Genomic DNA, 13,947 nt, shown 5'->3' on the forward strand with positions numbered 1-13,947 from the left:
CCGCCGCCGCGCGCCCCTTGTTACGTTCACCCTCTCCGAGGTTCCCCGCCGGCCCGGGACAACCGCCAGCGACAGCACCGTGTGAAGGGCGTCACATTCCCCGGAAACCGCCTCTCACCTGCGGCGATGTCGTTCGGCAGCTGGCCGGGCCGCGTCTTCGGCAGGCAGTCGCCACACCCGTGGACCCACGTTCACAGACTGTGGACAAGACTGTGGACCAAAGCCACGAAGAATCGACCAGAAGGCGGGTTCGTGTGAACCACCCCGAGGCTGACCAGTCCTCCCCCCACCCCTCCGGCAGCTCGGGCGACCCGGACGCACCCGGTGGCCCCGACGGGACCCCGGCGGGGTCCCCGACCGACCTCGCGGCCGCCTGGCGGGGGGTGCTCGAGGACCTGCAGGCCTACCAGCGGGCCTGGCTGCGCTCCAGCGAGCCGGTCACCCTGCACGAGAGCACCGCCATCATCGCGGTCCCCAACGACTTCACCCGCGGTCAGCTCGAGGGGCGGCTGCGCGCCCAGCTCGAGGAGGCGCTCACCGTCGCGTTCGGGCGCGAGATCCGCATCGCCGTCACCGTCAACCCCGCTCTCGACACCGAGCCCGTGGTCGAGCCCGAGGCGCCACCCCACCACCACGAGTCGATGAGTCGGCCTGACGACATGTCGACAAAGAGCTACCAGCACCCCGATGTCAGCGCGCCGGTCACCGCGCCGGCGCCCGCCGCTCCCCCGGGCTCCGCACCCCTGGAGACACGCCTCAACCCCAAGTACACCTTCGAGACCTTCGTCATCGGCTCCTCCAACCGGTTCCCGCACGCCGCCGCGGTGGCCGTGGCCGAGGCACCGGGCAAGGCCTACAACCCGCTGCTCGTCTACGGCGACTCCGGCCTGGGCAAGACCCACCTGCTCCACGCGATCGGCCACTACGTCCGCAGCCTCTACTCCGGGGCGAAGGTCCGCTACGTCTCCAGCGAGGAGTTCACCAACGAGTTCATCAACGCGATCCGCGACGACCGGCAGGACCGCTTCAAGCGCCGCTACCGCGACGTCGACGTGCTGCTCATCGACGACATCCAGTTCCTGGAGGGCAAGACCCAGACGCAGGAGGAGTTCTTCCACACGTTCAACACCCTCCACAACGCCAACAAGCAGATCGTCCTCACCTCGGACCGTCCTCCCAAGCGGCTCGAGGCGCTCGAGGACCGGCTGCGCAACCGGTTCGAGTGGGGACTCATCACCGATGTCCAGCCGCCCGACCTCGAGACCCGGATCGCGATCCTGCGCAAGAAGGCGGCCATGGACCGACTGACCGCGCCGCCGGACGTTCTCGAGTTCATCGCCTCCAAGATCCAGACCAACATCCGCGAGCTCGAGGGGGCGCTGATCCGTGTCACCGCCTTCGCCAACCTCAACCGCCAGGAGGTCGACATGACCCTGGCCGAGATCGTCCTGAAGGACCTGATCCCCGAGGGAGGGGAGCCGGAGATCACGGCCGGGCTCATCATCGCCCAGACCGCGGCCTACTTCGGGCTCACCATCGAGGAGCTCACCGGGCCGAGCCGGGGGCGCCACCTCGTGATGGCCCGCCAGATCGCGATGTACCTGTGCCGCGAGCTCACCGACCTCTCGCTGCCCAAGATCGGCGCCGAGTTCGGCAACCGTGACCACACCACCGTCATGTACGCCGACCGCAAGATCAACACGCTGCTCGCGGAGCGGCGGGCCGTCTTCAACCAGGTCAGCGAGCTCACCAACCGCGTCAAGCTGCAGGCCCGCCAGGCCTGACGCCGCGGGCCGCGGCGAACGGCCGGGGTTGTGGAGAAGGTGTGGTCCGGGACCCCGATGTTCTGCACACCGTGTGCACAACCCGTGAGTGTTCCGGGTGAGGACACCTGTCGTTCACATGCCGAGCCGGCCCGTGAACATGCACTCCACACCCCCTGTGGGCGCCGAATCGCCGTGCTGACCTGCACGGACACCCGTCGTCCACAGTTTCCACCGACGCTATGACTCCCACGAGTACTCACCCGGACCGATCGCTCGTGGAATTCCATTCCTCGGCCTTCTGGGGAGAACTCCCACCGGTTGCGCGCTCGTGGCAGGATGCAGACCCCACGCTCGATGCCCCACCTCATCCGATGTCGACACCGAAGGACCCCGCCCCGTGAAGTTCCGCGTCGAACGCGACGTGCTGGCCGATGCCGTCGCCTGGGCTGCTCGCAGTCTCCCGGTCCGCCCCAGCGTCCCGGTGCTCGCCGGGCTCCTCGTCCAGGCCAGCGACGAGGGACTCGTGCTCTCGACCTTCGACTACGAGACCTCGGCCCGCGCCACCCTGACCGAGGCCCAGGTCTCCGACGAGGGCCAGGCCCTCGTCAGCGGCCGACTGCTCGCCGACATCTGTCGCAGCCTGCCCGCCAAGCCGGTGGACATGGTGCTCGAGGGTCCGCGGGTGTCACTGACCTGTGGCTCGGCCCGGTTCAGCCTGCAGACGATGCCGGTCGAGGACTACCCCTCACTGCCCGACATGCCGACCGCCACGGGCTCGGTTCCGAGCGAGAGCTTCGCCCACGCGGTCGGCCAGGCGGTCACGGCCGCCGGCCGCGACGACATGCTCCCGGTGCTCACCGGGGTGCGGATCGAGATCGAGGGCTCCACGATCTCGCTGCTGGCCACCGACCGGTTCCGCCTCAGCCACGTCGAGCTCGCGTGGTCGCCGAACACGCCCGACGCCAGCCTGGCGGCGCTGGTGCCCGCCAAGGTGCTCGGCGACACCGCCAAGTCGCTCACGGCCGGTGGCGAGGTCACGATCGCGCTCTCGGCCACCGGCACCGGCGAGGGGATCATCGGCTTCGAGGGCGTCGGCCCGGGCGGCGTACGCCGGACCACCACGCGTCTGCTCGACGGCGAGTTCCCCAAGGTCCGCAACCTCTTCCCGCCGGAGCACCAGACCACCGCCCGGATCGACAAGGCCGACCTCATCGACTCCGTCAAGCGGGTCGCCCTGGTCGCCGAGCGGAACACCGCGGTCCAGCTCGCGTTCGGCGACGGACAGCTGACCCTGGACGCCGGGTCCGGTGACGAGGCCCAGGCCTCGGAGTCGATCCACGCCGAGATCGACGGCGAGGACCTCACGACCGGGTTCAACCCCCAGTTCCTGCTCGACGGGCTCACCGCCATCGACGAGCCGGTGGTGGAGCTGGCGTTCACCCAGGCGTCCAAGCCCGTGGTCATGAGCGGGGCCGCCGGCGAGGACGGCAGCGAGCCCGGCTTCCGCTACCTGCTGATGCCCCGGCGGCTGTTGTCCTGAGCGGCCCACGCTGGTCGGCCACCGACGCACCACATAGGTTCTGGGTATGGACATCGGGCTGATCGGACTCGGCAAGATGGGCGGCAACATGCGCACCCGCCTGCAGCGGGCGGGGCACACCGTCGTCGGCTACGACCGCGACCCGGAGCTGGCCGACGTCGGCAGCCTCGAGGAGCTCGTCGAAGCCCTCCCCAAGCCCGCCGTGGTCTGGGTGATGGTCCCGTCGGGCGACCCCACGCGCGAGACCGTCCGGGCGCTCGCCGACCTGCTGGCCGAGGGTGACGTCGTGGTCGAGGGCGGAAACTCCCGCTGGACCGACGACCAGGTCAACGCCGACCTGCTCGCCGAGCACGGCATCGGCTACGTCGACTGCGGGGTCTCCGGCGGGGTGTGGGGTCTGGAGAACGGCTACGCCCTGATGTACGGCGGGTCAGCGGACGACGTCGCGAAGGTCCAGCCGGCCTTCGACGCCCTCAAGCCCGAGGGCGAGTTCGGCTCGGTCCACGCCGGAAAGGTAGGCGCGGGCCACTTCTCGAAGATGGTCCACAACGGCATCGAGTACGCCATCATGCAGGCCTACGCCGAGGGGTGGGAGCTGCTCGAGAAGGCCGAGGTCACCGACAACGTGACGGAGGTGTTCCGGTCCTGGCGCGAGGGCACCGTGATCCGGTCCTGGCTGCTGGACCTGTTGGTCGCCGCCCTCGACGACGCCCCGGACCTCGAGGGGATCCGCGGCTACGCCGCCGACTCGGGTGAGGGCCGCTGGACGGTCGAGGCCGGCATCGAGCACGGGGTCGCGACCCCGGCGATCACGGCCGCGCTGTTCGCGCGCTTCGTGTCCCAGCAGGAGGACTCCCCCGCGATGAAGGCGGTGGCGGCGATGCGCAACCAGTTCGGCGGGCACGCGATGCGGACCGACGCCCCGAAGGGCGGCGACGCCGCCTCTGGTGCGCCCGACCAGTCCAGCGAGGCCGAGCGGGCCGGCGCCGGCCAGGGTCACGAGCCCGGCGAGAGCTAGCCCGCCGTGCACGTCGCCCACCTGAGCCTCCACGACTTCCGGTCCTACCCTGACCTCGACGTCGAGCTCGGGCCCGGTGCCAGCGCGTTCATCGGGCGCAACGGCCAGGGCAAGACCAACCTGGTCGAGGCGGTCGACTACCTCTCACGGCTCTCCTCCCATCGCGTCGCCTCGGATGCGCCGCTGGTACGCGCCGGCGCGGAGCAGGCCGTCGTGCGGGCAGCCGTCGTGCGCGAGGGGCGTACGGCCACGCTCGAGGTCGAGATCAACCCCGGCCGCTCGAACCGGGCGCGCGTCAACCGCGCGCCGCTGCCCAAGGCCCGGGAGCTGCTGGGACTGGTCCGTACGGTCGTCTTCTCCCCGGAGGACCTGACCCTCGTCAAGGGAGACCCCTCGGAGCGGCGTCGCTTCCTGGACGACCTGCTCGTTCTGCGCACGCCACGGCTGGCGGGTGTCCGGTCCGACTACGACCGCGTGCTCAAGCAGCGCAACTCCCTGCTCAAGACGGCCGGCCTGGCCCGGGGCAGTGCTCGCGAGTCGGCGTTGTCGACGCTGGTCGTCTGGGACGCCCACCTCGCACGCACGGGCGCTGAGCTGCTCGCCGCCCGGCTCCACCTGGTCGAGGAGCTGCGCCCCTACCTGGGCAAGGCCTACGAGACGGTCGCCCGCGGCGCGACCCGCGACGACGCCGAGATCGGGTACGCCGCGAGCCTCGACCTCGGCGGCGCGGTGGCCCGCGACGAGCTGACCGAGCTGCTGCTCGAGGAGCTGCAGCGACGGCAGCCCGACGAGCTCGACCGGGGCGTCTCCCTGGTCGGTCCGCACCGCGACGAGCTGCGCCTCACCCTCGGCGCGGCCGACGCGCGGCTCCCGGTGAAGGGGTACGCCTCGCACGGCGAGTCGTGGTCCTTCGCCCTCGCCCTGAGGCTGGCGTCCTACGACCTCCTCCGTGCCGACGGGGACGACCCGATCCTGGTGCTCGACGACGTCTTCGCCGAGCTCGACACCGAGCGGCGGCGCCAGCTCGCCGACCTCGTCTCGGGGGCCGAGCAGGTGCTCGTCACGGCGGCGGTCGCCGCCGACGTGCCGCAGGCCCTCGCCGGGTCCCGGTTCTCCGTGGCGGACGGGACGGTCACCCGCGATGGGTGAGGACACCGCGCCGGACCGGCCCGACGAGCCCGACCTGCCCGAGGCGGCCGCGGCTCCCGGGGCCGATGCCGCCGCCGAGCCCGACCCCGGACACCGGGCCGACGGCCTCGACCTGGCACGGGCGATGACCCGCGCCTCCTCGCGGTCCACCCCGGCCAAACGGGCGCAGCGCCGGGCCCGCAGCCAGCCTCCCTCCCGCTCGCGGGTGTCCGGTGCCCACCCCGACGAGCGGGACCCGCAGCTGCTCGACACGACGGTGAACCGGCTCGTGGACGACCACGGTTGGGACCTCGACCTCCGGGTGCACGCCGTCTTCGGCCGCTGGGCCGAGCTCGTCGGTCCGGAGGTGGGCGACCACAGCACCCCGGAGAGCTTCACCGACGGAACCCTGGTGGTGCGCACCGACTCCACGGCCTGGGCGACGCAGCTCCGGCTGCTGGCCCCGACCGTGGTGCGCCGGCTCAACGAGGAGCTGGGGCACGGCACCGTCACCCTGATCGACGTGCAGGGTCCACAGGCGCCCTCGTGGAAGAAGGGGCGGCGCGGCACACGGGACGGGCGCGGCCCGCGCGACACCTACGGCTGAGGCGGCCGGGGAGGGACGCCGCCGGTGCGTCTCGGGCAGCCGGATGCCCGTACCGGAGCCTGCCCCACCCCCTGCTCGGCGCTGCGAGCGCCCGTTACGGGCGCAGGAGCGGCCTGTTTCGTCCCCAGATCCCCCCGGGGCGCGGGCACTGCCATGGATTCCCGGCCCTCACGGGGTATCATGACGACCAGGTCGCGACCGCATCAGGCGCGACCTGTTGTCTGTCGAAAACGGTCCGGCCACCACCGGAGCCGACCCATCGCGAAGAGGTGCGCGTGAGCGACGAACCCGCCGTCGAGAGCAACCAGCAGGCTGATCAGCAGGCCTCCCTCCCCCGCTCCGACGAGGTCGCCTACGACGCGTCGGCGATCCAGGTGCTCGAGGGGCTCGAGGCCGTCCGGAAGCGGCCGGGCATGTACATCGGCTCGACCGGCGAGCGCGGCCTCCACCACCTGATCTGGGAGATCGTCGACAACGCCGTCGACGAGGCGCTGGCCGGCCACTGCGACCGGATCGTGCTCACCCTGCTCGAGGACGGTGGCGTCCGGGTCGAGGACAACGGCCGCGGCATCCCCACCGACACCGCTCCCGGCCAGGAGCTCCCGGCGCTCACGCTCGCGCTCACCGTGCTGCACGCCGGTGGCAAGTTCGGGGGCGGGGGCTACAAGGTGTCCGGTGGCCTCCACGGTGTGGGCGTCTCCGTCGTCAACGCGCTGTCCTCCCGGGTCGTCGCGGAGGCGAAGAACCGTGGCCACCTCTGGCGGCAGTCCTTCAGCGTCGGCGTGCCCGACGCCGAGCTCGAGCAGGTGCGACCGCTCGAGGTCGGGGAGCGGACCGGCACCACCATCACCTTCTGGGCCTCCCCCGACATCTTCGAGACCACGCACTACTCGCTGGAGACCATCACGTCCCGGGTCCGCGAGTACGCCTTCCTCAACAAGGGCCTCGAGATCGTGGTCCGGGACGAGCGGCCCTCGGCCGACCAGGTCGCCGAGGCCGTCGAGGACGAGACGGTCGCCGACAACGTCGACCAGGCCGGTGCCGACGCCATCAAGCGCGGCGAGCACGGAGGCATCGAGCAGGTCTTCCGCTACGACCGCGGTCTGGTCGACTACGTCGAGCACCTCAACCGGCGCAAGGACAAGGCGAACCCCACGATCATCAACTTCGAGGCCGAGACGCCGGGCGAGACCGACCAGCACATGAGCCTCGAGGTCGCCATGCAGTGGAACGCCTCGTTCACCGAGTCGGTCCACACCTTCGCCAACACCATCAACACCCATGAGGGCGGCACCCACGAGGAGGGCTTCCGCGCTGCACTCACCTCGCTCATCAACAACTGGGGCGAGGAGTGGGGCCTGGTGAAGAAGAAGGAGGACCGCGTCACCGGCGACGACATCCGCGAGGGCCTCACCGCCATCGTGTCGATCAAGATGGGCGAGCCGCAGTTCGAGGGACAGACCAAGACCAAGCTCGGCAACACCGAGGCCAAGGGATTCGTTCAGCGGGTCGTCAACGACCAGCTCGGCGCCTGGCTCGAGCAGAACCCTGCCGAGGGCAAGGACATCGTCCGCAAGGCGCAGGCGGCGGCCAGCGCACGCATCGCCGCGCGCAACGCCCGCAACCTGGCGCGGTCCCGCAAGGGCCTGCTGGGTGGCGGCGGGCTCCCCGGCAAGCTGGCCGACTGCCAGTCGACCAACCCCGAGGAGTGCGAGGTCTTCATCGTCGAGGGCGACTCGGCCGGGGGCTCGGCCAAGCAGGGTCGTGACCCGCGGGTCCAGGCGATCCTCCCGATCCGCGGCAAGATCCTCAACGTCGAGAAGGCCCGCATCGACAAGGTGCTGGCCAACACCGAGGTGCAGGCGATCATCTCCGCCCTCGGTACCGGCATCCACGAGGAGTTCGACCTCGCCAAGCTGCGCTACCACAAGATCGTGCTGATGGCCGACGCCGACGTCGACGGCCACCACATCAACACGCTCCTGCTGACGCTGCTGTTCCGGTTCATGAAGCCCCTGATCGAGCACGGCTACGTCTACATGGCCCAGCCCCCGCTCTACCGGCTGCGCTGGAACAAGCCCCACGAGCACGAGTTCGTCTACTCCGACGCCGAGCGCGACGCACTGCTCAGGGACGGGGTCGCCCAGGGCAAGAAGCTGCCCAAGGAGAACCCGGTCCAGCGCTACAAGGGGCTCGGTGAGATGAACGCCGACGAGCTGTGGGAGACGACCATGGACCCCTCGGCCCGGATCCTGCTGCAGGTGACCCTCGAGGACGCCGCCCGGGCCGACGAGGTCTTCTCCATCCTCATGGGGGAGGACGTCGAGCAGCGGCGCTCCTTCATCCAGCGCAACGCCAAGGACGTCCGATTCCTCGATATCTAGCCCTCTAGCACCACCCCTAGATTCGAGTAGACGCGACCAGAGAGACGAAGAGACGTGACGGAGCAGACCGGGAACCTGATGGGTGACGGCGGCACGGGAGGCCGCATCGAGCCCATCGACCTGCAGGTGTCGATGCAGCGCAGCTACATCGACTACGCGATGGCGGTCATCGTCGGCCGGGCCCTGCCCGACGTGCGCGACGGCCTCAAGCCGGTGCACCGGCGGGTGCTCTACGCGATGTTCGACGGCGGCTACCGTCCCGACCGGGGCTTCTCCAAGTGCAGCCGGGTCGTCGGCGACGTCATGGGTCAGTACCACCCCCACGGCGACACCGCGATCTACGACACCCTGGTGCGGCTGGCCCAGCCGTGGGTGATGCGGGCACCGCTCATCAACGGCCAGGGCAACTTCGGCTCGCCGGGCAACGACCCCGCCGCGGCCATGCGCTACACCGAGTGCCGGATGGCGCCGCTGGCGATGGAGATGGTGCGCGACATCGACGAGGAGACCGTCGACTTCGTCCCCAACTACGACGGCCGCTCCCAGGAGCCGTCGATCCTGCCTGCGCGCTTCCCGAACCTGCTGGTCAACGGCTCGGCCGGGATCGCGGTCGGCATGGCCACCAGCATCCCGCCGCACAACCTCCGCGAGGTGGCCGAGGGCGCCAAGTGGGCACTCGAGAACCCCGACGCCTCCCGGGAGGAGCTGCAGGACGCCCTCATCGAGCGGATCCAGGGCCCCGACTTCCCGAACGGCGCGCTCATCGTGGGTCGGCAGGGCATCGAGCAGACCTACCGCACCGGGCGGGGGTCGATCACGCAGCGCGCCCTGATCGAGATCGACGAGGACGCCAAGGGGCGCACCACGCTGGTCATCGGGGCCCTCCCCTACATGGTCAACCCCGACAACCTCGCCCTGAAGATCGCCGAGCTCGCCGACTCCGGCCGGGTGCAGGGGATCGCCGACGTCCGCGACGACACCTCCTCGCGAACCGGGCAGCGGCTGGTCGTCGTGCTGAAGCGGGACGCCGTGGCGCGGGTGGTCCTCAACAACCTGTTGAAGCACACCGAGCTGCAGACCAACTTCAGCGCCAACATGCTCGCCCTCGTCGACGGTGTGCCGCGCACGCTGACGATCGACCAGTTCGTCAGCAACTGGGTCGCCCACCAGATCGAGGTCATCCGCCGCCGCACCGAGTTCCGGCTCAAGCGCGCCGAGGAGCGGGCCCACATCCTGCGTGGCCTGGTGAAGGCCCTCGACATGCTCGACGAGGTCATCGCGCTGATCCGGCGCTCCCCCGAGGTGGACGACGCCCGTCGTGGGTTGATCGAGCTGCTCGACATCGACGAGCTGCAGGCCAACGCGATCCTCGACATGCAGCTGCGTCGCCTCGCCGCCCTCGAGCGACAGAAGATCATCGACGACCTGGCCGAGATCGAGCTGACGATCGCCGACCTCAAGGACATCCTCGCCACCGAGTCCCGGCAGCGGCGGATCGTGTCCGAGGAGCTCGACGAGATCGTCGGCAAGTACGGCGACGAGCGGCGTACCCAGATCATCGCGGCAGACGGCGACCTCTCCATGGAGGACCTGATCCCCGACGAGGAGCTGGTCGTCTCGATCACGCGGGGTGGCTACGCCAAGCGCACCCAGCGTGCGGCCTACCGCAGCCAGAAGCGGGGCGGCAAGGGCGTCCGTGGGGCGAGCCTGCGGGGCGACGACGTCGTCGAGCACTTCATCGCCACGACCAACCACCACTGGCTGCTGTTCTTCACGACCGAGGGACGCGTCTACCGCACCAAGGCCTACAACCTGCCCGAGGCGTCACGCGACGCGAAGGGCGGCCACGTCGCCGGGCTGCTGTCCTTCCAGCCCGAGGAGAAGATCGCGCAGGTGCTGGCCATCCGCGACTACGACCAGGCGCCCTACCTGGTGCTGGCGACGCGGAACGGCCTGGTGAAGAAGACCCGGCTGGCCGACTACAACAGCCCGCGTCAGGCCGGCGTCATCGCGATCAACTTCCGCGAGGACGACGACGAGCTGATCGGCGCCGAGCTCGTGACCCCCGACGACGACATCCTGCTCGTCTCCCGCAAGGGCCAGGCGATCCGGTTCAAGGCCGACGACGCCCAGCTCCGGCCGATGGGCCGGGCCACCTCGGGCGTGACGGGCATGAAGTTCCGCGAGGGCGACGCCATGCTCTCCCTGTCGGTCATCCGTGCCGAGCAGGTGGCGGCGGAGGAAGCGGTCGGGCTGACCGAGGCGGGGGACACGACGGAGGTCGAGCCGCTCGAGGCCGCGGAGCAGACGGGTGTGAAGCCGCAGTACGTCTTCACCATCACCGACGGCGGCTTCGCCAAGCGGTCGCGGATCTCCGACTACCGGCTCCAGTCGCGCGGTGGGCTCGGCATCAAGACCATGTCCCTGGACGACGAGACGCGGGGGGTGCTGGTCGGGGCGTTCATCGTGGAGGAGGGCGACGAGATCCTCTCGATCACCCAGGCCGGCCAGGTCGTGCGCAGCCCCGTCGACGGTTCGCTCCGCCCGATGGGCCGGTCCACGAAGGGCGTCATCTTCGTCTCGCCCAAGGAGAACGACGCGGTCGCGGTCGTCGCCCGGTCGGTCGAGGCCCAGGAGGTCGAGGAATCGCCCGATGGGGTCACGGATGCAACAATCGAGGAATCTGGCACCGCCGTGGCGCCGGAGGAACCGGGCACCCAGGAGGACTGATGCCGGAGCGCAGCGTCGAGCGGACCGCCGTCCGCAACGACGACACCGCCACCCGCCCTCCGCTGGCCGAGCGGATCCAGGCGAAGCTCGCCCAGGCGGCACAGGAGCACAAGGCCAACGCCCAGCGGCCGGCCAGGTCCGCCACCCCCGACCGCGAGGGCCAGCAGGGTGCGGCGCCGAAGAAGGGGCCGCGCCGCGCACGGCTCCGGCTGACCCGGGTCGACCCGTGGTCGGTCATGAAGACGGCGTTCCTGCTCTCGGTGGCCCTCGGGATCGTCACCGTGGTCTCGGTGTTCATCGTCTGGAGCGTCCTGGGCGCCGCCGGTGTCTGGGAGTCGATCAACGCCACGGCGCAGGACATCCTCGGCGAGGAGGCCGGCGGCTTCGACGTGACCGCCTACGTCGGGATGTCGCGGGTCATGGGCTTCACCATGCTGGTCGCCGTGGTCGACGTGGTGCTCCTGACCGCCGTCGCGACGCTCGGCGCGTTCCTCTACAACATGGCCGCAGCCCTGCTCGGTGGCGTCGAGGTGACGCTCGCCGAGGACCACTGACGGCCGTTTTGTCGGGCCGTTCGCCGGTGGGGTAGTCTCGCCCGGCGGCCGACGCCCGGCGTCGCCCTGCGGGCCTATAGCTCAGACGGTTAGAGCGCTTCCCTGATAAGGAAGAGGTCACTGGTTCAAGTCCAGTTAGGCCCACCACCACGACTCTCGGACCGAGGAGATCGCATGAGGAAGATCCTGTTCGTCCTGATCGCCGCCGCCGGCGCCGCCTTCGCGAAGAAGAAGCTCGAGGAGGGTCGGACCGAGCAGGCGCTCTGGGCCGAGGCCACCGACTCGGTCTCGGGCTCCCAGCAGCCCGACCAGCCGGCCTGACCCAGGCCGTCAGGGGCCTTGGCGCAATTGGTAGCGCACCTGCTTTGCAAGCAGGGGGTTAGGGGTTCGAGTCCCCTAGGCTCCACTCCCCCGGATCGTCCCGTGCGGGCCACGCGCCGCATCGCGGCCGCGGGATCGGTGGTCGTTGCGGGACTGCTCGTGGGGTGCAGCCAGCCCGCGGTCGAGGAGCCGCGGCCGCTGCTCGAGCGTCCCACGGCCGAGCCGGCACCGCCGTACGACGCCTCGCTCGAGCCCGCCGAGGCGGTGCTCTCCCTGGTCCCGCAGACGGCGGGGACCATCACCGTCACCGACTGGGACCAGGTGCGGGTGCAGCTCGGCCAGCCTGACCTCACCAGCGAGGACCTGAGGACCGACCGGATCGCCTTCTGGACCAGGGCCGAGCAGGAGGCGGTGGTCCTCACCGAGGGACTGCTGCGCGAGGACAACTCGCTCCTCGAGCTCGACTACGGATTCACCCAGGACGACGTCGACTGGGAGGCCCGCTTCACCGGCGACGAGGGACCGGGCTTCGTGATCGCGCTGCGGCCCGACCTCGACCTGGCCGGGGTGCGGCGCGCCATCGCCGACGGCGCCGGCCCGCTCGCCGACGCCGAGCTGCGCGCCCGCGACCACCTGGTCGTCTCGGGCACCGCCGACACCGACGTGTGGGCCAGCGACGCGTCGTGGGAGCTGGCACTGGACGACCCGGCTGCCGCGACCTACCTGCGTCGTGGCTGCATCCCGCTCAACGACGCCCTCGGACCCGATGCCGACGTCGAGGACCAGGAGGCGTTGCTGGCGGAGCACCCGGTGACCACCCTGGAGGACCTGTCCGGTTTCGCGGTCACCTTCGGTGACCGGGCCGCCACGGTCCGGACCGAGCCCGGCCGCGGCGACCTCTTCGAGCGGATGCGGATCGGTGAGGCGTGGCCGGTCGACGGGTTCCCCCAGACCTACGTCAACGGTGCGGCCGATCCCTCGAGCGGTCGGATCGGCTACGCGCTCACGAACCCGCGGACGGCGGCCGCGCTGGCGCTGCTGGACGAGCTGCCGTTCGGGGTCTGCAACGAGGTCGTCCCGCTGGCGGAGCCCACTGGCCTCTAGCTCCCCGCGGCGAGCCTGGCGAGCTCGTCGGGGTCGTGGGCGCTGAAGACGGTCACCTGGTCGCCGTGCCGGGCGTGGAGCTCGCGCAGCCGCTGCTGGTTGGCCAGCCGCTGCGCGTTGTCGACCGCCATCACCCGCTCGAACACGCGGATCAACGGCTTGGCGTGAGGTAGCGTGGCCAGCTCCCCGGCGTCGAAGTAGGCGTCCCCCGCGTGCAATAGCCAGCCGCCCCCGGGACGCCGCACGGCGACACCGGCATGGCCGCGGGTGTGGCCCAGCAGCGGGACGAGCAGCACGTCGTCGGCGAGGGCGGTCACCGCCCCGAAGCCGAACCAGTCGTCACCCGCGTCCGGGTGCTCGACCCACTGCGGGCCGTGGGCCCACTGGGCCGGGACGTAGCGGCTGCGCTCCCGCAGCGTCGGGTTCCTAGCGGCGTCGAGCTCGGCCGCCAGCACGTGCACCCGGGCACCCGGGAAGTCGGCGAGGCCGCCGGCGTGGTCGAGGTCGAGGTGGGTCAGCACGATGTCGGTGACGTCGTCGGGGTGGTGGCCGAGCGCCGCGACCCGGGCAGCCGCCGTGCCGGCGAGGTCGATGTCGGGGCGCAACGCCAGCACGAACGGCCGTCCCAACCGGTGCGGCTCGGTGAGGTCGTCGCGACCGAAGCCGGTGTCGACGAGGACCAGCCCCCCGGGCCGCTCGAGGAGCAGGCAGTGGGCGACGAGGGCACGGGGTGCGAAACATCCGCCGACGGTGCCGACGGGCCGCAGCGTCGCACAGGAGAGGTGGTGGATCACG

At 70.8% G+C, this 13,947-nt stretch carries 11 protein-coding genes and 2 tRNA genes; 12 read left to right on the forward strand and 1 reads right to left on the reverse strand.

Features of this window, described 5'->3' with window-relative positions; translation table 11 throughout:
* Window positions 1-254 precede the first annotated feature (254 nt).
* The 12 genes from dnaA (at window position 255) to K6T13_RS00060 (ending at window position 13,152) form a co-directional block, all read left to right on the forward strand.
* Window positions 255-1,784, forward strand: coding sequence for a chromosomal replication initiator protein DnaA (gene dnaA, locus K6T13_RS00005; RefSeq protein WP_222895754.1), 1,530 nt, complete (start codon window positions 255-257; stop codon window positions 1,782-1,784).
* A 379-nt stretch (window positions 1,785-2,163) separates the two neighbouring features.
* A complete protein-coding gene (gene dnaN, locus K6T13_RS00010) occupies window positions 2,164-3,306 on the forward strand; it encodes a DNA polymerase III subunit beta (protein ID WP_222895755.1) in 1,143 nt (380 codons plus the stop codon).
* Between the two features lie 46 nt (window positions 3,307-3,352).
* Window positions 3,353-4,324 (forward strand): phosphogluconate dehydrogenase (NAD(+)-dependent, decarboxylating), encoded by a 972-nt coding sequence (gnd, locus tag K6T13_RS00015; RefSeq protein ID WP_222895756.1) that lies wholly within the window; start codon window positions 3,353-3,355, stop codon window positions 4,322-4,324.
* A gap of 6 nt (window positions 4,325-4,330) precedes the next feature.
* Window positions 4,331-5,473: a DNA replication/repair protein RecF gene (gene recF, locus K6T13_RS00020; protein ID WP_222895757.1), complete on the forward strand. Its 1,143-nt coding sequence runs from the start codon at window positions 4,331-4,333 to the stop codon at window positions 5,471-5,473.
* Window positions 5,466-6,059, forward strand: a complete 594-nt coding sequence (locus K6T13_RS00025) for a DciA family protein (protein WP_222895758.1) — start codon at window positions 5,466-5,468, stop codon at window positions 6,057-6,059. Before recF ends, K6T13_RS00025 begins: the two co-directional genes overlap by 8 nt.
* 275 nt (window positions 6,060-6,334) lie before the next feature.
* Window positions 6,335-8,443 (forward strand): DNA topoisomerase (ATP-hydrolyzing) subunit B, encoded by a 2,109-nt coding sequence (gene gyrB / locus K6T13_RS00030; protein ID WP_222895759.1) that lies wholly within the window; start codon window positions 6,335-6,337, stop codon window positions 8,441-8,443.
* 78 nt (window positions 8,444-8,521) lie between these two features.
* Complete coding sequence (gene gyrA, locus K6T13_RS00035; protein ID WP_222898060.1) at window positions 8,522-11,173, forward strand: DNA gyrase subunit A; 2,652 nt, start codon at window positions 8,522-8,524, stop codon at window positions 11,171-11,173.
* On the forward strand, window positions 11,173-11,727 hold the full coding sequence (locus K6T13_RS00040; RefSeq protein WP_222895760.1) for a DUF3566 domain-containing protein: 555 nt from the start codon (window positions 11,173-11,175) through the stop codon (window positions 11,725-11,727). Before gyrA ends, K6T13_RS00040 begins: the two co-directional genes overlap by 1 nt.
* A gap of 70 nt (window positions 11,728-11,797) precedes the next feature.
* A tRNA-Ile gene (locus K6T13_RS00045) sits at window positions 11,798-11,874 on the forward strand.
* A gap of 27 nt (window positions 11,875-11,901) precedes the next feature.
* A complete protein-coding gene (locus K6T13_RS00050; protein WP_222895761.1) occupies window positions 11,902-12,048 on the forward strand; it encodes a DLW-39 family protein in 147 nt (48 codons plus the stop codon).
* A 12-nt stretch (window positions 12,049-12,060) separates the two neighbouring features.
* Window positions 12,061-12,133: transfer RNA gene (locus K6T13_RS00055), tRNA-Ala, on the forward strand.
* Between the two features lie 17 nt (window positions 12,134-12,150).
* Entirely contained in the window at window positions 12,151-13,152 is a 1,002-nt protein-coding gene (locus K6T13_RS00060; protein ID WP_222895762.1) for a hypothetical protein, read from the forward strand.
* On the opposite strand, the gene K6T13_RS00065 is transcribed toward K6T13_RS00060, so the two are convergent.
* Window positions 13,149-13,946 carry an MBL fold metallo-hydrolase gene (locus K6T13_RS00065; protein ID WP_222895763.1) on the reverse strand — a complete coding sequence of 266 codons (798 nt, stop codon included), beginning with the start codon at window positions 13,944-13,946 and terminating at the stop codon, window positions 13,149-13,151. The genes K6T13_RS00060 and K6T13_RS00065 overlap by 4 nt on opposite strands.
* Window position 13,947: the final 1 nt, after the last annotated feature.

The sequence above is a fragment of the Nocardioides coralli genome (assembly GCF_019880385.1).
GTDB lineage: Bacteria > Actinomycetota > Actinomycetes > Propionibacteriales > Nocardioidaceae > Nocardioides > Nocardioides coralli.